Annotated in this window: 17 protein-coding genes; 12 read left to right on the forward strand and 5 right to left on the reverse strand. The window is 68.1% G+C overall.

Translation table 11 applies throughout. From position 1 onward, the window contains the following. Positions 1-21: 21 nt before the first annotated feature. Both AC1DP9_RS09530 and AC1DP9_RS09535 read right to left on the reverse strand, forming a co-directional pair. A complete protein-coding gene (locus AC1DP9_RS09530; protein WP_092294801.1) occupies positions 22-1,098 on the reverse strand; it encodes an alpha/beta fold hydrolase in 1,077 nt (358 codons plus the stop codon). Positions 1,099-1,293: 195 nt separating this feature from the next. Next, on the reverse strand, positions 1,294-1,620 hold the full coding sequence (locus AC1DP9_RS09535; RefSeq protein ID WP_092294799.1) for a hypothetical protein: 327 nt from the start codon (positions 1,618-1,620) through the stop codon (positions 1,294-1,296). A gap of 453 nt (positions 1,621-2,073) precedes the next feature. Here AC1DP9_RS09535 and AC1DP9_RS09540 point away from each other — a divergent pair, with 453 nt between their 5' ends. Further along, positions 2,074-3,051, forward strand: coding sequence for a hypothetical protein (locus AC1DP9_RS09540; protein ID WP_477107185.1), 978 nt, complete (start codon positions 2,074-2,076; stop codon positions 3,049-3,051). A 57-nt stretch (positions 3,052-3,108) separates the two neighbouring features. On the opposite strand, the gene AC1DP9_RS09545 is transcribed toward AC1DP9_RS09540, so the two are convergent. Beyond that, entirely contained in the window at positions 3,109-4,890 is a 1,782-nt protein-coding gene (locus tag AC1DP9_RS09545) for an FAD-dependent oxidoreductase (RefSeq protein WP_477107186.1), read from the reverse strand. Positions 4,891-5,173: 283 nt separating this feature from the next. Between AC1DP9_RS09545 and AC1DP9_RS09550 the strand changes: the two genes are divergently transcribed. From AC1DP9_RS09550 to AC1DP9_RS09595, 10 genes are all read left to right on the forward strand, one after another. After that, positions 5,174-6,715, forward strand: a complete 1,542-nt coding sequence (locus AC1DP9_RS09550) for an acetyl-CoA hydrolase/transferase family protein (RefSeq protein WP_477107187.1) — start codon at positions 5,174-5,176, stop codon at positions 6,713-6,715. Positions 6,716-6,857: 142 nt separating this feature from the next. Then, the gene (locus tag AC1DP9_RS09555) at positions 6,858-7,430 is read left to right on the forward strand and encodes a diguanylate cyclase (protein WP_477107188.1); all 573 of its coding nucleotides are present in this window, start codon (positions 6,858-6,860) and stop codon (positions 7,428-7,430) included. A 163-nt stretch (positions 7,431-7,593) separates the two neighbouring features. Beyond that, a complete protein-coding gene (locus tag AC1DP9_RS09560) occupies positions 7,594-8,871 on the forward strand; it encodes an Nramp family divalent metal transporter (protein WP_477107189.1) in 1,278 nt (425 codons plus the stop codon). A gap of 108 nt (positions 8,872-8,979) precedes the next feature. Continuing rightward, the gene (locus AC1DP9_RS09565) at positions 8,980-9,447 is read left to right on the forward strand and encodes a carboxymuconolactone decarboxylase family protein (protein WP_477107190.1); all 468 of its coding nucleotides are present in this window, start codon (positions 8,980-8,982) and stop codon (positions 9,445-9,447) included. 305 nt (positions 9,448-9,752) lie between these two features. After that, positions 9,753-10,718, forward strand: coding sequence for a patatin-like phospholipase family protein (locus AC1DP9_RS09570; RefSeq protein ID WP_092294785.1), 966 nt, complete (start codon positions 9,753-9,755; stop codon positions 10,716-10,718). Continuing rightward, complete coding sequence (locus AC1DP9_RS09575) at positions 10,711-11,538, forward strand: AraC family transcriptional regulator (protein WP_477107191.1); 828 nt, start codon at positions 10,711-10,713, stop codon at positions 11,536-11,538. The genes AC1DP9_RS09570 and AC1DP9_RS09575 overlap by 8 nt, the downstream gene beginning before the upstream one ends. 75 nt (positions 11,539-11,613) lie before the next feature. Next, positions 11,614-12,000 (forward strand): cupin domain-containing protein, encoded by a 387-nt coding sequence (locus tag AC1DP9_RS09580; protein ID WP_477107192.1) that lies wholly within the window; start codon positions 11,614-11,616, stop codon positions 11,998-12,000. Positions 12,001-12,220: 220 nt separating this feature from the next. After that, complete coding sequence (locus AC1DP9_RS09585) at positions 12,221-12,625, forward strand: hypothetical protein (protein WP_255370818.1); 405 nt, start codon at positions 12,221-12,223, stop codon at positions 12,623-12,625. 198 nt (positions 12,626-12,823) lie between these two features. Further along, positions 12,824-14,107, forward strand: coding sequence for a BON domain-containing protein (locus tag AC1DP9_RS09590; protein ID WP_477107193.1), 1,284 nt, complete (start codon positions 12,824-12,826; stop codon positions 14,105-14,107). A gap of 27 nt (positions 14,108-14,134) precedes the next feature. Continuing rightward, positions 14,135-14,737: a M23 family metallopeptidase gene (locus AC1DP9_RS09595; RefSeq protein WP_477107194.1), complete on the forward strand. Its 603-nt coding sequence runs from the start codon at positions 14,135-14,137 to the stop codon at positions 14,735-14,737. On the opposite strand, the gene AC1DP9_RS09600 is transcribed toward AC1DP9_RS09595, so the two are convergent. Then, positions 14,738-16,648, reverse strand: a complete 1,911-nt coding sequence (locus AC1DP9_RS09600) for a methyl-accepting chemotaxis protein (protein WP_477107312.1) — start codon at positions 16,646-16,648, stop codon at positions 14,738-14,740. It abuts the gene before it with no gap. 183 nt (positions 16,649-16,831) lie between these two features. Continuing rightward, positions 16,832-17,596 (reverse strand): SDR family NAD(P)-dependent oxidoreductase, encoded by a 765-nt coding sequence (locus AC1DP9_RS09605; protein ID WP_092294773.1) that lies wholly within the window; start codon positions 17,594-17,596, stop codon positions 16,832-16,834. Positions 17,597-17,750: 154 nt separating this feature from the next. On the opposite strand from AC1DP9_RS09605, the gene AC1DP9_RS09610 reads away from it, so the two are divergent. After that, positions 17,751-18,389 carry a TetR/AcrR family transcriptional regulator gene (locus tag AC1DP9_RS09610; RefSeq protein WP_477107195.1) on the forward strand — a complete coding sequence of 213 codons (639 nt, stop codon included), beginning with the start codon at positions 17,751-17,753 and terminating at the stop codon, positions 18,387-18,389. The last annotated feature ends 8 nt before the right edge of the window (positions 18,390-18,397 follow it).

Genomic DNA, 18,397 nt, shown 5'->3' on the forward strand with positions numbered 1-18,397 from the left:
TCGCCCGGCAGGTCCGCCGGCTTACGCGCGCGACCGGTTGAACCCGGCCTCACGCGCGAGCACGATGGCCTGCGAGCGGTTTTCCACCTCGAGCTTCGAGAAGATGCTCGTGATGTGGTTGCGCACGGTTTTCTCGCACAGCCCGAGGTAGGCGGCGATCTGTGCGTTGTCGCGGCCCTGCGCGATCAGCACGACAATGTCGCGCTCGCGCCGGGTCAAGGTGTGGAACGCCGGGTCGTCGACCGGCACCGGCGCGGGCAGGAAGGCGCGTACTTCCTCGAGCCAGCGGTCCCATGCCGGCTCCGTCTCCAGCAGCAGGTGGTTGCCGCTCTCCAATGGCACGAAGCGCGCGTTCGGGATCATGCTGGCGATCAGCCGGCCTTCGTCGAACGGCACGCGCGCGTCGCGCACGGCGTGGAGCACCAGCGTGGGGCAGGTCACCAGCGGCAGCAGTTCCACCACATCAATGTCGTTGAAGATGCGCATGAAGCGCGCCGCGTTGGCCGGCGAGGTGGACACGCGCTCCAGCTCGTTGAACCAGCGGTGCTGCTCCGCCGTGCCGCCCGGGATGAACTGCGTGGTGAAGAACTGGCGGAAGGCCGGGTTCTCCTGCCCCCAGCCCAGCTCGGCCAGCCGCGCCATCAGCTCGGCTTCCTCGCGCATCTCGGCCCCGAGGTTGCGCTTGAGGCGCCCCCGGGCGTAGCCGCCGTGCAGCACGAGGTGGCTCACCCGTTCGGGATGCGCCACCGCGTACGCCACGGCGATCGACGCGCCCTGGGAAATGCCCAGCAAGGGGAAATGATCGACGCCGGTGGCGTCCACGATGGTTTCGAGATCACGCAGCCACGCCTCGAAGGACAGGTCCTCCACGTGGCGATCAGAAAGGCCACAGCCGCGTTCGTCGTAGCGCACGAGCGTGTGGTTCTCTGACAGCGCGCACAGCATGTGGCTCCAGACCGGACTCCCCACGTCGAATTCGAGGTGGCTCATCCAGTTGGCGGCCTTCACGAGCGGCGGTCCGCTGCCCGTGATGGCATACGCCAGTCGCACCCGGTCAAGGCTGGTGCAAAGGCGTATCTGCTGCTTCAGCATCGGCATGGTGGGATCGCGCGCGGGACAGGGTACGGCCGGTGCAGGGCGCCGGGGCGATAGCTCACCACGTCCGCTTGGAACGGGCGATTGACTAATCTTAGTCAACGATCCCCAGCGTGCAGGCAAAACCACGGCCAGCTGGCCCCGCGAAGTGCGGAAAGCCAGACGTGGTGCATACCGTGCCCGGCGCATTATCCGCGGTCAGGCGTTGCGCAGCAGACATCCGCCACCGGCAGCGCCCATCCGGGCCCCATCGGTGAACGGGTCGCGCTGACCCATGCGGGCGCCATCGGTGTAGGGGTCGCGCTGATCCATCCGGGCGCCGTCGGTGTAGGGATCCGGCTTGCTGGTGCGCAGGCCGTCCTGGTACGGATCGAACTTGCCGCCCTTGCAGGCAGACATGCCGGCCTGCGCCGCGGTGGTGGTGAAAGAGGAACGATCGCCGCCCAGCCCGGCATACGCCAGGTTGCACAGGCCGATGGCCAGCGAGGAAGCGGTCAAGAGGGTCTTGGCAAGATTCGTGTACATCGCAAACTCCAACTACAACGTCAGGAAGGCGATCACAGCTCAGGATGAAGGAACGGTGCGGGGATCGCCTGAGCCGCACTGCTCCTTGTTCGAGGGGCCGATTGTGGGCAGCGGGGTGCGGGCGAACATGAGGCGGGTGTCCCGGTTTGCGGGATTCGTCAGGGTCTATGCGGGGGGATTCCGTGGGACAAGGGTCCCGGGCGCGGGTAATTACCGGGGGGTGGCGGAGGCGCTGGCGCGCTTCCGCGGGGGCTTCAGCGAAATGAAGCGGCGAGAAACGGCAGTTAGAGGGTAAGCCCTAAAGCAGGACAACCGCCCCACTCCAAAACCCTCGAAGCGCGCCAAACCCGGGACACCCGTCTCATGTTGGCGGCGCGCGCCGCTGGAATGATCCGCCTACGTCCTGTCAGGCACCTTCTGCATGGACGCCGTTCATTCCAGAGGAGTTTTGCAATGCAAGCCGTATCCCTGTCAGCCGACACCGCCCGCTACGCCCGCTGTATCGCCGCATCCAAGCGCATCCGCTGGGACATCGACCGTGACGTCATCCGCGACCGCACCTTCGACCTCTCCCACAAGTTCCTGCCCGACGGGCTGTCCCTGACCGACGAACTGCCGTTCCTCAGCGCGGCCGAACGCCGCTTCGTGAGTCAGGTGCAAGGCCGCACCTACGCCAATATGTTCGGGCTGGTGGAGCGCTTCGTCTCGGCCAAGGTGGTGGAGCTGACGCAGGCCCACAGCTTTGGCGATCAGGTCGCGCTGGAGGCGCTGGTGCGCTTCACCGACGAGGAACTGAAGCACCAGGAGCTGTTCCGCCGCATCGAGCAACTGGCCGCGCAGGGCATGCCGGCGGGCTACACCTTCGCGGCGGACGCCAACGCCGTGGCTGCCTTCGTGCTCTCCAAGTGCACCTGGGCGGTGCTGGCGCTGACCTGCCATGTCGAACTGCTGTCACAGGCGCACTATCGCGGCAGCATCGGCACCGCGCCGGACCTGTCCGACCTGTTCAAGGACGTGTTCCTGTACCACTGGCGCGAGGAGTCCCAGCACGCCAACCTCGACGAGCTGGAATGGCTGCGCGAGGACGCCCGCATGTGCCGCACCTCGCGTGATGCCGCCATCGACGACCTGATCGCGCTGGTGGGCGCCGTGGACGAGATCCTGCAGGCCCAGGCCACCGCCGACGCGCACTACGTCATGCGCGTGATCCGTGGCACGCCGGACGCCCCGCGCGCCGCCGAGGTGGAAGCCGTGGTGCTCAAGGCGTACCGCTGGACCTACATCGTCTCGGGCATGCTGGAACCGCGCTTCAGCAAGCTGCTGGGCGGGATGGTCGATGCCGGGCAGATGGCGCGCATCGAGGCCGCCATGGGACCGCTGATGTACGCGATGCCCGCCGCCGGCGTGCCGATTCCGGCGATGGCGGCCTGACGGCGGTTCGATGATGGCGGACGGTGGCGTGGGCGGCCTGAGTACCGCCCGCGCCGCCTAGGCCACCGCCTGCATGGTCTGGCCGGCCTGCATGCCCGCCAGGTAGCGATGGATCTGCGCCACGACCGCAGCGCCCTCGCCTACCGCGGCGGCCACGCGCTTGGTCGAGCCCGAGCGCACATCCCCGATCGCGAACACGCCCGGCACGCTGGTCTCCAGCGTGTAGTCGGCGCGCTCGGTGCAGGACTGGTGGGCTTCATAGCCGGTCAGCACGAAGCCCTTGGGGTCCGTGGTCACGTTGCAGGACCGCAGCCATTCCGTGTTCGGCGCGGCGCCGATAAACAGGAACACGTGGCGCATCGGCCGGGAGATGCAGTCCGGGCCGCAGGAGCGCTCCCTGTAGCGCACCGTGGAGAGCCAGCCCTCGCCCTCCATCGCCGTGATCTGCGCGTGCGTGTGCAGGAAGACGTTCGGCAGGCTCTTCAGGCGGTCGATCAGGTAGCGCGACATGGTGGCCTCGAGCCCCTCGCCGCGCACCAGCATATGCACCTCGGCCGCGTGCGAGGCGAGATACACCGCCGCCTGCCCCGCCGAGTTGCCGCCGCCGACCAGCATCGCGTGCTCGTCCTTGCAGAGCTTGGCCTCCACCGGCGACGCCCAGTAATAGACGCCCCGCCCCTCGTACTGATCCAGCGATTCGATCTCCGCGCGCCGGTACTGGGCGCCGCTGGCAATCACCACGGTGCGCGTGGGCACCATGCGGCCATCGGTCAGCTCGATCCGGATCGGGTTCTCGCCGCAATGGAGCGCGCTCACCTCGAGCGGAATGGCCACGTGGGCCCCGAACTTGAGCGCCTGGACGAAGGCCCGCCCGGCCAGCGCCTGGCCCGAGATGCCCGTGGGAAAACCGAGGTAGTTCTCGATCCGGGCGCTCGCGCCGGCCTGCCCGCCCGGGGACCGGCAGTCGATCACGGCCACGGACAGCCCCTCGGACGCGGCATAGACCGCCGTCGCCAGCCCTGCGGGGCCGGCGCCGACCACCACCACGTCATAGATATGGTCCGGCGCGAATTCAGGCACCAAACCGAGGCATGAGGCGAGCTGGCCCTCGTCCGGCGCGCGCAGTATGCCGCCGTCGGGGCAAATCACCATCGGGAAATCGCTCGCGGGCGCGTTGCTGACGTCGAGCAGCGCCATGGCGTCCGGGTCGGTGTCGATATCGACCACCTTGTGCGGATAGCCGTTGCGGCGCAGGAAGGCTTGCAGCGCCAGCAGCAGCGGCTGGGTGCCCTTGCCGACCAGCACCGGGCCGCCGCCGCGCTCGATCAGGCCCACCCGGCGCAGGATCAGCGCGCGCATGATGCGCTCGCCCAGATCCGCCTCGGCCACCAGCAGCGCGCGCAGCCGTTCGGGCGGCACCACCAGCGCGGTGGAGTCCTCCAGCGCCACGGCATCCACCAGCGCCGGCTTGCCGGAGAGCTGGCCCACCTCGGCCAGGAACTGGCCCGGGCCCTCGTCGTTGATCGGGAAACTGTTGCCCAGCCCGTCGCGCTGGATGATCTGGAGCTTGCCGGTCAGGATCAGGTGCATGCCCGGCGCCGGGTCGCCGACGCGGAACAGCGTCTGGCCGGCCTTGAACGATTCCACCGCGCCAAAGCGCCGCACGCGCTCGATCTCGGCCGGCGTCAGGGTCGGAAACATCTGGTGCTTGCGGGTCTCCAGCACCGAAAACGGCGCCTCCAGCCCTACCACCGGCTCATGTGCGGCCTGATTGGCCACCTGATCGGCAACCGGGTCCGGACTGGCTTCGGGCTGCGAAGCTCCCTGCATCATCTCCATGCGACTCCCCTCAATTTCGGTCTAGGTAGGACAGGACTCGACTGCGTACTCGACTGAGATAGTAGCCGGCGTGGCTACGAAACACACATGAAGATTTTAGGAAGCGATGGCCACCGTTGCTTGCCGAATTGCCCGGCGCGCGGCACTTTGCACGGCGTCGTCACCCATGAAAAAACCGACTGGTTCCTAGAGATTTAAATCATGGTGAGAATATTCAGCGCTCGCTACACTGGCCCCGACAACGCCCCCACAGGCTACAGAAGCCAACAAGCAAGGAGACGAGATGTACCGTGATCGCATTCGCCTGGCCGCCCTGCAGGACCGGATCATGTCGGCCGATGCGGCCGCCGCGCTGATCCACGACGGCATGACGGTCGGCATGAGCGGCTTCACCCGCGCCGGCGACTGCAAGGCCGTGCCCTTCGCCCTGGCCCGCCGCGCCGCCGCCGACCCGCTCCAGATCACGCTGATCACGGGCGCCTCGCTCGGCAACGACATCGACAAGATCCTGGCCGAAAGCAACGTGCTGGCGCGCCGCCTGCCGTTCCAGTCCGACGCCACCCTGCGCCGCAAGATCAACGACGGCGAGGTCATGTTCATCGACCAGCATCTGGGCGAGACCGTGGAGCAGCTGCGCAGCGGCCAGCTCGCCCCGGTGGACATCGCCGTGATCGAAGCCGCCGCCATCACCGAGACCGGCGGCATCGTGCCGACCACCTCGGTTGGCAATTCGGCGAGTTTCGCGATGATGGCCAAGAAGGTCATCGTCGAGATCAACACCAATATGCCGGCCGCGCTGGAAGGGCTGCACGACATCTACTTCCCGGTGCAGCGCCCGTATCGCCAGCCGATTCCGCTGATTGCCGTCGAGCAGCGCATCGGCCTGCCCTATATCCCCGTCGATCCGTCACGTATTGCGGCCATCGTGCTCACCGCGCGCGACGACAGCCCGTCCAACGCGCTGCCGCCCGACGGCGACACGCGCCTGATCGCCGGCCATCTCAACGCGCTGTTCGAGCGCGAGGTGCGCGCCGGGCGGCTCTCCCCGTCGCTCCAGCCCTTGCAGGCCGGCATCGGCACGATTGCCAACGCGGTGCTGCACGGGCTTGTGGATTCGCCATTTCATGACCTGACGATGTACTCGGAGGTCTTGCAGGACAGCACCATCTCGCTGCTCGACGCCGGCAAGCTGCGCTTTGCCTCGGCGTCGTCGATGACGCTGTCCGGGCCGGTCTATCGCCGCGTGCTGGAGGAGATCGACCGCTACAAGTCGCGGCTGGTGCTGCGGCCGCAGGAGATCAGCAACCATCCCGAGGTGCTGCGCCGGCTGGGGTTGATCACCATCAACACCGCGCTGGAGTGCGATATCTACGGCAACGTCAACTCCACGCACGTGGGCGGCACGCACATGATGAACGGCATCGGCGGCTCGGGGGACTTCGCGCGCAATGCCTACCTGTCGGTCTTCGTGACCAAGTCCGTGGCCAAGGACGGGCGGATTTCCAGCATCGTGCCGATGGTCTCCCACGTGGATAACAGCGAGCACGACGTGGACATCCTCGTCACCGAGCACGGCCTGGCCGACCTGCGCGGGCTGGCGCCACGCGAGCGGGCGCTCCAGGTGATCCGCAATTGCGCCGACCCGGCCTACCGCGACGGCCTGCTCGACTATTTCCGCCGGGCCCAGACGCGCGGCGGCCAGACCCCGCACCTGCTGGAAGAGGCGTTTGCGTGGCATCTGAACTATCGCGAGCACGGCACCATGCTGCCGGCATCCCGGGCGACGGCCCTCGAGCCAATCGAAGCCGCGCCGCTGGCGGCCTGACGTTTCTGCACGACCGGGCGGTTTTTACATCCCGCCCGGCTGCCGGCTGCCTCCTACGGGCCTCCCACGGGCCCTTTTCGGCATGGAACGGCACTTGCACCGTGCCGGAAGGTGGCACGCTCCCGCCACCGCTGGAGACGCCATGCAAGAACCGGTTCGCCTGATCCTGATGTACGGCCTGATCCCGCTCTGGATCCTCGCGGGGCTGGGCGACTGGTGGTTCCATCGGCGCCAGCGCATCGAGATCAACGCGGGCGTGTGGGAATCGGCCCTGCACAGCCTGATGATGGTCCAGGTGGGCGTCCCGGTCCTGCTGGTGCTGTTCTTCGAGGTGAACGCGCTGCTGTTCGCCATCATGATCGTCGCTGTGGTGGTCCACGCGGTCACCGCCTGGGTCGACGTCCGATACGCGGTGACCCGGCGCACCGTGCCGCCGAACGAGCAGCACATGCACAGCCTGCTGGAGATGCTGCCGATCACGGCCGTGGTCATATTGGCCGCCGCCCACTGGGACCAGTTCCTGGCGCTGTTCGGCGCCGGCGCCGAGCCGCCCCGCCTCACCCTGACCCCGAAACGCGATCCCCTGCCGTCGTCCTACCTGATCGGCCTGTTCGCTGCGCTCGGCCTGTTCGTGGTGCTGCCTTATGCGGAGGAACTGCTGCGCTGCCTGCGTGCCCAAGCGGCACGCGCCAAGCCCGTGGCGCAGCACACCTAGCCCCGCTCGATGCCGGCGCCGGATGACCGCACCGGCAATGTGCCCTCAGCGCATCGATCGAAAAATTCGGCTAAATTGGCTGCCTTGGTCGTGCAAGCGACCTGAGCCACACACAACGTGAACGGGAGCGCCATGCGCGGTCATCACCTCGTAGGATGGGCACGTGTCGGTCGTCATCCCTAGCCGCCCCGCCGCCAGGTGGCGGGAGTTCGTCCGTTTCCTCGGACCGGCCTACCTCGTGGCCGTGGGCTACATGGACCCCGGCAACTGGGCCACCGACCTCGCGGGCGGTTCCGCCTACGGCTACACCCTGCTCTGGGTCGTGGCGATGTCCAGCCTCATGGCGATGCTGCTCCAGGTGCTGGCCAGCCGGCTCGGGCTGGTCACCGGCATGGATCTGGCGCAGGCGTGCCGGCACGGCGCCTCGCGCTGGTCGGCCTGGTCGCAATGGGTCCTGGCCGAACTGGCGATCTGCGCCACCGATCTCGCCGAAGTCATCGGCACGGCCATCGCCCTCAACCTGCTGTTCAACATCCCCCTGCTGGCTGGCGTGGCGCTGACCGTGCTGGACGTGCTGCTGGTGCTGATCCTGCAGCAGCGCGGCTTCCGGCGGCTGGAAGCCTTCGTCATCAGCATGATTACGCTGGTGCTGCTGTGCTTCGTGGCGATGCTGATCATCGCCGAGCCGTCCTGGTCGGAGGTGGGCTGGGGGCTGCTGCCTTCGCCGCGCTCGCTCACCGACGCCAACGCCGTGGTCATCGCCACGGGCATCATCGGCGCCACGGTGATGCCGCACAACCTCTACCTGCACTCGGCGGCGGTCAAGACGCGCACCGTCGAGGACAATGCGCCGGCGCTGCAACGGGCGCTGCGCTACACGGCCATCGACACGCTGGTGGCACTCGCCATCGCCTTCTTTATTAATAGTGCGATCCTGGTCACGGCGGCCGGCGTGTTCCACCGCAATGGCCACGCGGACGTGGCCGAAATCCAGCAGGCCTTCCACCTGCTCTCCCCGCTGACCGGCGCCGCCTGGGCCAGTGTGATCTTCGCCGTGGCGCTGCTGGCCTCGGGGCAAAGCTCGGCCGTGACCGCCACGCTGGCCGGGCAGGTGGTCATGGAGGGCTTTATCCGCACGCGGCTGGCGCCGTGGGCGCGGCGGCTGGTCACGCGCGGCGTGGCCATCGTGCCGGCGCTGATCGTGGCGTGGCTGTATGCCGACAAAGGCGTGGCGCAGCTGCTGATCGCCAGCCAGGTGGTGCTGAGCCTGCAACTGCCGTTCGCGGCGATTCCGCTGGTGCGTTTCACCAGCAGCCGCGCCCGCATGGGCGCCTACGCCAACCCACGCAGCGTGGTGATCCTGGCCTCGCTGACGGTAGGCATCATCATCGCCATGAACGCGGCCATGCTCGTGCTCACCTTCCGGGAATGGCTGGGTTAAAAAATTTTCGGAAAAGCTGTCACAAGCCGGGTTCACGGTACGTCTTACAGGGAAAGGCAAGCGCAAAGGGCGCACGCCAACTCCCTTGAACTACCGTGAGGAACCATCATGAGTGCATCGCGTATTAACTTCTTCCAGCTCGCCCCGGCCAACCTGAAGGCCATGATCGCGCTGTCGGGTACGGTCAAGCAAAGCTCGCTGGGCCCGCGTCTGGTGGAGATCGTGCAGTTGCGTGTGTCCCAGATCAACCAGTGCGGCGTCTGCGTGGACATGCACTGGCGCGACCTGATCAAGCAGGGCCTGGACCCGCGCCACGTGAACGCCATCGCCGGCTGGCGTGAAGCCCCCGCCTCGTTCTTCAACGCCCGCGAGCGCGCCGCGCTGGGCTGGGCCGAGGCCGTCAACGCACTGCCCCACCAGGACCTGACCGACGCCGCCTGGCCGGCCCTGCGCGAGCAGTTCAGCGAGCAGGAAATCGCCGAGCTGTCGTACACCATCGCCGCCATCCGCGGCTGGAACGTGATGAACCTGAGCCTGCGCAACCAGATTCCGGAAACGCCGGCTCCCGGCTTCTGATCGGGCTTTTGCTTCTCTAGCGCGCCAGGTTGGACTGCCGCGAGGCGCCGACAGCGGGATTCCGCTGCCGGCGCCTTTTTCGTATTTGGCGTTCGCTTGCCGCGTGCGGTGTCCGCATCATGCTTCGACCCCATCCCCTGCCAGCCGGCCTCTGCAGTCGCGCTAAATTGCCGGCGGTTAATTGCATAACAAGCGCTCGACACTCCCGCACTAACAGACTCTTTCGCTCCCGCCCGGAAGTGGCCTATGCTGTGGCCACTAACAGATCGAGAATCCGGGGAGGATGGCTCCCCGCGCGCCCAGCCATGGAAAAAACAGCATTCGTCTTTGCCGGTGGAGGCAGCCTCGGTGCCATCGAGGTCGGCATGTTGCGGGAACTGGTGAAGTGGGGCCTGGCGCCCGACATGGTGATCGGCGCCTCGGCCGGCGCCATCAACGGCGCGTATTTCGCCTGCCATCCGCACGAGGAAGGCACGGCCAAGCTGGAGAGCCTCTGGCGCGGCATTCGCCGGGCCGAGGTGCTGCCCTGGTCCTGGCGCAGCATGCTCGGCATGCTGGGCGGTCGGCGCGGGCATCTGGTCGAATCGTTCGGCCTCCAGAAGTTACTTTCGCGCCACTTCGGCGAATCCCGGCTCGAACATGCCAGCCTGCCGCTCTATGTGGTGGCGACGGACATGCATACCGGCGACGAAGTGGTGCTGTCCTCGGGCAATATCGTCGATGCGGTGCTGGCCAGCGCGGCCATTCCGGGCGTGTTTCCGCCGGTGCAGGTAGAAGGCCGCGCGCTGATCGATGGCGGCGTGGCCAACAACACGCCCGTTTCCACGGCCGTGCGGCTGGGCGCCACGCGCATCGTGGTGCTGCCGGCCGGCTTCGCCTGCGCCGAGCGCCGCCCGCCGCGCGGCGCCGTGGAACACGCGCTCAATGCGCTGTCCCTGCTGGTGGCGCGGCAACTCGTGCATGACCTGGAGCGCTGGGCCGACCACGCGCATATCGCCGTGGTGCCGCCGCTTTGTCCGCTCGATGTCTCGCCCTATGACTACACGCGCTGCGGCGAGCTGATCGACCGCGCCGCCGAAGCCACCGTGGCCTGGCTGCGTGCCGATGGCCTGAAGAGTCGCCGCGTGCCCGGCGCGCTGGAGCCGCATAGCCACGATGAGTCGTCGCCCAGCTGCAGCGCCGATCTTTCCCCGCCCCCGGAGGCGGACCACATCCACACGCACGCCGCCCCCAGCCACTCGCACAGCCACCCCGGCCACACGCATGGGTGACGGGGTACTGCCGGGCCGGCGCGACTGGATGCGGCGCGATGCGTCCGCCCAGCGCATGGAGCGGATCGAGGCGTTTATCGGCGGCCATGGCTACGACATGCATCGCCATGACACCTACGCGATTGGCCGCACGCTGACCGGCGTGCAGCGCTTTTCCTATCGGCGCGGCGTCTGCAACAGCCTGCCGGGCGGCACCATCGTCCTGCACCCCGACGAGCCGCACGACGGCCAGGCCGGCACCGAGGCCGGCTTCCAGTACCGGATGATCTATGTCGAGCCCGCGCACGTGCAGCGCGCGCTGGGCGGCCGGCCGTTGCCGTTCATCCCGGGCGGCCGATCGGACGACCCCCGGCTGTTCGCCGCCACCGAGACCCTGCTCCGTGCGATGGACAGCCCGATCGACCCGCTCGAGGAAGACGACGCGATCTACGACCTGGCCCACGCGCTGGCGGCCGTCGCCGGCGGCACTACGCCGGGGCGCCGGCAGGCGCTCGACTACCGTGCCGCCGAGACGGCCCGGACCTTCCTGCTCGACAACGTGGCGCGCATCGTCACGCTGGACGAACTCGAAGCCGCCACCGGCCGGGACCGCTGGCGCCTGTCGCGCGATTTCCGTGGACTGTTCGGCACCAGCCCGTACCGCTACCTGACCATGCGCCGGCTCGACATGGCCCGCCGGTTGATCGTGGCCGGCCAGACCCTGGCCGACGCCGCCGCGTGGGCCGGCTTCACCGACCAGGCCCATATGACGCGGCACTTCGCGCGCACCTTCGGCATCACGCCGGCGCGCTGGCTGCGCACGCTCGGGCGCACGCCGTAGCTGCACGATCGTACAAGACGGCCCGCCCGCCGGCGGCGCATGCTCGGGCCTTCATCCCATCCGAAGGAGCGCCCCATGTCCCCCACTCCCAATCCCACCCCCTATCGCGCCATCAACTTCGCCGAGAAGCTCGCCCTGTTCTCGGACCACTGGCAGCCGCGCGTGATTGCCGAGATGAACGACTACCAGTTCAAGATCGTCCGCATCGCGGGGGACTTCGTCTGGCACAGCCACGCCGACACCGACGAGACCTTCATCGTGCTGGACGGCCACCTGCGCATCGACTTCCGCGACGGCCACGTGGACCTGCGCGCCGGCGAGATGTACGTGGTGCCGCGTGGCATCGAGCACAAACCGTTTGCCGATGGCGAGGTGCGCATGCTGCTGATCGAGCCGCGCGGCGTGCGCAATACGGGCGACGACGTGGGCGAGCGCACTGCGCAAAACGACGTCTGGATCTGATGGGTGGAGGTTGGTGGGATGTTGGCCCGGCCCCAACCGTTCCTCGCAACGTGTTGGCCCACAACCCCCTGTTTTCCCCGTGAAAGTGGCCCGGCCTGCCCGCCCGGGGCCGAAATGATGGTGGCATGTTCCCTGCGAAAAGGAAGGACGAGCGCGGCGCCGCGATGCTCGTCCCGCAGCACCTTTTCAGCCGGAGCGAAAGCTCCTTTGGAGAACCATCATGAAGATCCCGCCACAGTTGCGCCCCACCGACGCCGCGCCCCTCCACCAGCCTCGTCCTCTTTCGCCTCTCACGCCCCTCGCCCTGCTCTACCGCATGCGTGGCGGCATCCTGCTGCTCCGCGTGCTGGCGCTCTGCGCCCACACGGCGGTGTATGCGCAGCCCGCGCTGGCCCCGGCCCCGGCCGTCACGCCCGAGCAGAAGTTCTCGCCCGGCTATCTCGAGGCGGTGTCCACCGGCTACGAGAACGGCCAGGCGCTGGGCGCTGTCGAAGGCATCGCCCCGGTGCGCCCGACCCGTACCGAGCGGACCGATCCCGCACCGGCAGCACCTTCCACGCCGATGATCCCGGCTGCCGTGCTGGCCCATCCGCCGGGCTCGCTGCGCCGTGTGACGGCCCATTAACCCGTCCCGGTTGCTCCCCTCCTGCTGCCGAGCAGTCTTTACACGCGCCCGCGCAAGGCTTGCATGGGCGTGAAGCGCACCCGCAGCACTCTAAATCCCGCAAGGCCAGCCCTGACAAGGGCCCGGCGGCGCGGTACGAATCTTGCCCCTCTTCTGGATTGCCAGTAATGGCACACCCGCAACTTCAGGAGATCAGCAATGGGCGACCACAACACCGAGCGTTATCGCCGGGGCCAGACCTGGCGGGCCTTTGAAAATGTCCGCGACGACGACGCTTACGATCCATGGCGCGACGATGCATGGAGCGACAACCAGGGGCTGCGTGCGCGCGATCAGGACTGGCAGCCCGAGTCCGCCCGCGATGAATGGGACGATGCCCGCCGGCGCCAGCGCCTGACCCCGGGACAAACCAGCGACGGCGGCCCGCCCCGCAGCGGCTATGCCGGCGCCTACCGCGACACTGGGTCCGGTTCGTCTTATCGGGAAGACAGGGAAGACAGGGAAGACCGAGGCGACCGTGACCATTGGCAGGGCAGCAACCTGCGCTATGGGCTCAACGGCGGCTACGCCAGCAGCGACTCCCCCGAAAGCGACGCCCAGCGCCGCCAGCAGGAATACCGCAGCCGCCGCCAGGCGAGCGAGTTTGGCGACTATGGGGACTTCGAGGACTACGGCGGCCCGCAAGGCAATCGCGGCAACCGAGGCTACCAAGGCAATCAGGGAGCACGCGGCTACGGCGGCGAGCGCGGATGGGAACAGGGTCGGGGTCAACGCGACTATCAGCAAGGGCAGCAAGGTCAGCGCGGCCAGCAGGGCTTCGGCAGCGCCGATCAGCAATGGCTGCGCCGCGCCCAGCAGCGCGAACCCTGGCAGGCCGGCGGGTCCGGGCATGACGCCTACTTCAACGACCTGCGCAGCGACACCCGCTACTGGACCGAGCCACGCGACGAGTGGGGAGGGTCTGATCGCTACGCCGGCCGCCAGCCCTACGCCCAGTCCTACGGGCGCGACTACCCTGGCACCAGCGCCGGCACCAGCGGCTACGACGAGGAACTCGGCTACCGCTCGCCACGGCGCTGGTCGGACGACGACGATGACCGCGATCAAGGCGAGGAGCACGGCGCGCTCTACAATCTCGGCCACCGGATCGGCGAAGCCGTCAGCAACTTCTTCGGCCACGACGACGATGACATCGACAAGCGCAACGTCCCGCGCGGCTACACCCGCACCGACGAGCGCATTCGCGACCAGATCTGCGAACGGCTGACCTTTACCAGCGGCGTGGATGTGGGCGAAGTCAGCGTCGACGTGGACAAGGGCAAGGTCACGCTATCCGGCACCGTCCATCAGCGGAGCCAGAAATATGCCATCGAGGACATCGCCGATAACACGTTCGGCGTTACCGAAGTCGAAAACAACATCCGCGTCGAGAAGCGCGAAGCGCCCGCCGGCGGCACCAGCGCCGGCTCCAACGGCTGGTAAGTCCATCCCCACCGGCCGGAGCCACCCATGGTGACGCGCCCGGCCGGCCAGCCCCAACCCCAACCGCAGCCCCAGCCACGCTCCTACGCGGGCTGGCTGTGGCTGGCTGCGCTGCTGGCAGCGGGCGCGCTGGGCTGGCCCTACGTCAAACCCTATATAGATAGTGCGCTGTACGCGGTGCGGCTGGCATCGATGCCGGCGCCCACCGCGCTGGAGATGCCGGTGCAGGGCGTGGCCCAGCGCGGGCTGCGGGACACCTGGCACGGGGCGCGCTCCGGCGGGCGCAAGCACGAAGGCATCGACATCTTTGCCGCACGCGGCACGCCGGTGCTGGCCGCCACGGAGGGCATCGTCTCGCGCGTGGGCACCAACAGCCTGGGCGGCAACGTGGTCTGGGTGCTCGGGCCGGGCCGTCAGATGCACTACTACGCGCATCTGGATGACTATGCCGATGTGAGCATCGGCGACCGCGTGGCGCCGGGCGCAGTGCTCGGCTACGTCGGCACCACCGGCAACGCGCGCGGCACACCGCCGCACCTGCATTTCGGCGTCTACACCGGGACCGGGGCGATCAACCCCTATCCGTTGCTGCGCGCGCCACCCGTGCCAACTTCCCCGCCATCCTCCTGATCAAGCCGCCAGCCGGAACACGCTGACGCTCTGCTCCATGCGCAGCGCCTGTTCCTGCAGCGCCTCGGCGGCGGCGGCGGCTTCCTCGACCAGCGCGGCGTTCTGCTGCGTGACCTGATCCATCTGCGTCACCGCCTGATTCACCTGCGTGATGCCGCCGCTCTGCTCGTGGGAGGCGCGGCTGATCTCGTCCATCATCGTCGTCACGCGCTGCACGGCCGTGACGATGCGCTCCATGGTCGCGGCGGCCTCCCCGGCCAGCGCCGTGCCCGCCGTCACCCGGCTGGTCGACTGCGAGATCAGCGCGCGGATCTCCTTCGCCGAATGGCCGGCGCGCTGGGCCAGCGTGCGCACCTCGCTGGCCACCACGGCGAAGCCCCGGCCCAGTTCCCCCGCGCGCGCCGCCTCCACGGCCGCGTTCAGCGCCAGGATATTGGTCTGGAAGGCGATGCTGTCGATCACGGCGATGATCTCGACAATCCGCTTCGAATCCGCCTCGATCTCGCCCATGGTCTCGCGCACGCGCGACACCGACTCCCCGCCCGCCACCGCAATCGCCGACGCCTCCGCCGCCAGCGCGCTGGCCTCATTGGCGTTGCCCGCGTTCTGCTGGACGATGGCGGTCAGCTCCTCCATGCTCGCGGCGGTCTGCTCCAGCGACGACGCCTGCTCCTCCGTGCGCTGCGACAGATCGGCATTGCCCTGCGCGATCTGCCCCGCCGCCACCAGCACGTTCTGCGCGCCGTCCTTGGTCTCGCCGATGATGCCGCGCCACGTCTCCACCATCGACATCAGGTGCCGTTTGACGTCGCTCAACTCGTCCCGGCCATGGGCGTCGATGCGCACGGTGAGGTCGCCGGCGTTGATGCGCGCCACCAGCGTCGCCACGTCCTGCACATCGGTGCGCATGCCCTGGCTGAAGCCGGCAAACAGGTAGAGCGCGCCGCCCACCGTGACCAGCGCGATGACGACCAGCAGCACCAGCTGGCGCTGCTCGGCGGCCACGCGCTGGGCCAGCATCTCGCCCGTCAGCGCGGCGAACTCCTGATTGAGCGCCGACACCGCCTCGATCGCCGCCGTGCCTTCGGAAAAATACGACTTCGCATCGATCGTGATGCCGCTGGAACCCAGCATGCTCACCTTGAGCGTGCGGTAGAAGTTGTCCATCGCGGCCAGCTTGGCGGTGGCGGCTTCCATGCGGTCCTTGAAGGCCGGCGCGCCGCGCTCGGCACGGGCGATGTCGCGCCGCACGGCTTCCAGGCCGTCCTGGATCTGCTCGGCCAGCGCGGCGAGATCGGCCTGCTGGGCTGCATCGGAATAGCCGCCCTGCGCGATGATGCCCGCGCCCCGGCCACGCGCCAGCGCGCTCAGCTCGGCCAGCTTCGGCATCGGGCCGACCATCAGGTTGATCAGGTAATAGGAGCCGGCGTCCGGGTCGAGCGCCAGCGAAGAGCGGTCCGCCACATCGCCAATAAACAGCCGCGTCTGCTTGACCAGCGCGGTATGGCGCTCGAACAGCGGCGCGGCGGGGGTTTCCAGACCGAGCTTGCGGATCTGCGCCCAGGCTTCGTCGAGCTTGGCCGCGTCCGGCTTCACGTCGAATGCCGTCACGCTGGCCACCTCGGCGCGAAGTGCGCTGAGATGCCCATCGGCCTTGCCGTTGGCGGCATCGAAGGTCGGCCGGAAGGTGGCGTTGCCGAGCAGCAGCCCATTGGCGGCGCCCCGGCGCACCTGCGTCTCGCGCATGAAGTCGAGCGCGCGGCCGACGAGCGTCAGGCCGCGCCGTTCATCCTGCGTGGCACGGATCGACTGTACCGACTGATTCAGCACCGCGACCAGCGCGCCGCAGAGCGGAATCAGGAACAGGATGGTCAGCAGCACCAGCTTGCGCGTGATCGTGAGACGCGCCATCAGATGCTTTGCAGGGGTGAGGAAAGCGGTCACGGGGCTCCTTGATGTCGAGGACTGATTTCACGCTGTATCGGTCCCGATTCGAAGGAATAAAGCCACTTTCCCCGCTATTTTTCGCACTGCACAAACACGGTGCCGCCGCCGCACGCGCACGGTGCGCAAAGCACGGCGGCGGGGCGAAAATCAGGCCGTGGCGCCGCCGTCGAGGCCGATCACCTGACCCGTGATGTAGCGGCCCGCCGGCGAGGCGAGCAGCACGGCCAGACCGGCTACGTCACTCGCCTCAGCGATGCGCCGCATCGGGATGGCACCGCTCAGGGCCTTCTCGCGCTCGGGGTCGCCCCACAGCGCGTCGCGCGAAAAATCGGTGCGCACCGGGCCCGGGTTGATGCTGTTCACGTTGATGTTGTGCGGCGCCAGCGTCAGCGCGAAGTTGCGCATCACGGCATCGATGGCGCCCTTGGAGACGCTGTACAGCGGCAGGAAGGCCGAACCGCGGCGGCCGGCGATGCTCGACATGAAGACGATCGAGCCATCGCGGCGTTCGATCATCTGCGGTGCGAGTGCGTTGACCAGCACAAAATTGCCGCGCACGTTGCCGGCCATCACGTCATCGAACTCTTTCTCGCCCTGCTCCAGCATCGAGCCGACCACGCCGCTGGCGGCGGCGTTGAGCAGGAGGGCATCCACGCGGCCGAAGGTGGACAGCACCTTGTCGGCAAAGGCGCGCACGCTGACGAGGTCGGCGATATCGCAGGGGATGCCGGTGGCGTCGATGCCTTCGGCCTTCAAGGTGGCCGCCACGCGCTCGGACACCGCGCCATCGCGGCCCGAGACCACCACGCGGGCGCCTTGCTGACCCAGCGCGCGGGCCATCTCGAGCCCCATGCCTTTGGTGGAGCCGGTAATCACCGCGACGCGGCCGGACAGGTCGAACAGTTTGGACATAGCAGGAATCTCCTTGGATCGATGGGACGACATGACAACAACGATGCCAGCCACTTATCTTAAATGATGATCAGCATCTATTGAATAAAGTATGGACGTCATCTAAACTGCGGTCAAGGCAAGTTTCAGTCAGATTTCCAGAGGGAGGCGTCAGATGGCGCGCGCATCACGAGCAGTGGCCAGCCAGCACAAGGTGGCCATCGAAGAAGCATCGGCAAAGTTGATCCGGGAACGCGGGCCGCACGCAGTCAGTGTGGCAGAAATCATGGCGAATGCCGGGCTGACCCACGGCGGCTTCTACGGCCATTTCGCGTCGAAGGACGACCTCGTGGCCGTGGCCTGCCGGCGCGCGTTCGAGGAAGGCGACCAGCGCTGGGACCGGCGCATCGCCAGCGCGGACGGCGACCGCCAGGCCGCCCGGCGCGCGCTGGTGGCGGCCTACCTCACCCCCGTGCACCGCGACCACGCCGCCGAGGGCTGCGCCGCCGCCGCGCTGGCCGCCGATGTGGCGCGCGAGGATGCCGACAAACCCGTGCGCCCCGTGTACCGCGAAGGGCTCTCGGCGCTGATCGACAAATGGCGCTCGACTGCCCCGGCCGACCTGCCCGAAGCCGACGCCCGCCAGCAGGCGCTGGTGGAGGTGTCGGCCATGGCCGGCGCGCTGATGCTGGCCCGCGCCACGACCGGCGACCCGCTCTCCGAGGCAATCCTCGATGCCACGCGTGCGTGGCTGCTGGGCGAGGATGTTGACGAACCGGCCGCCGAGCCTGCCCCCGAACCCGCTGCCGGCTGAGGCCGGCG

The organism is Cupriavidus sp. 01L43 (assembly GCF_056399925.1).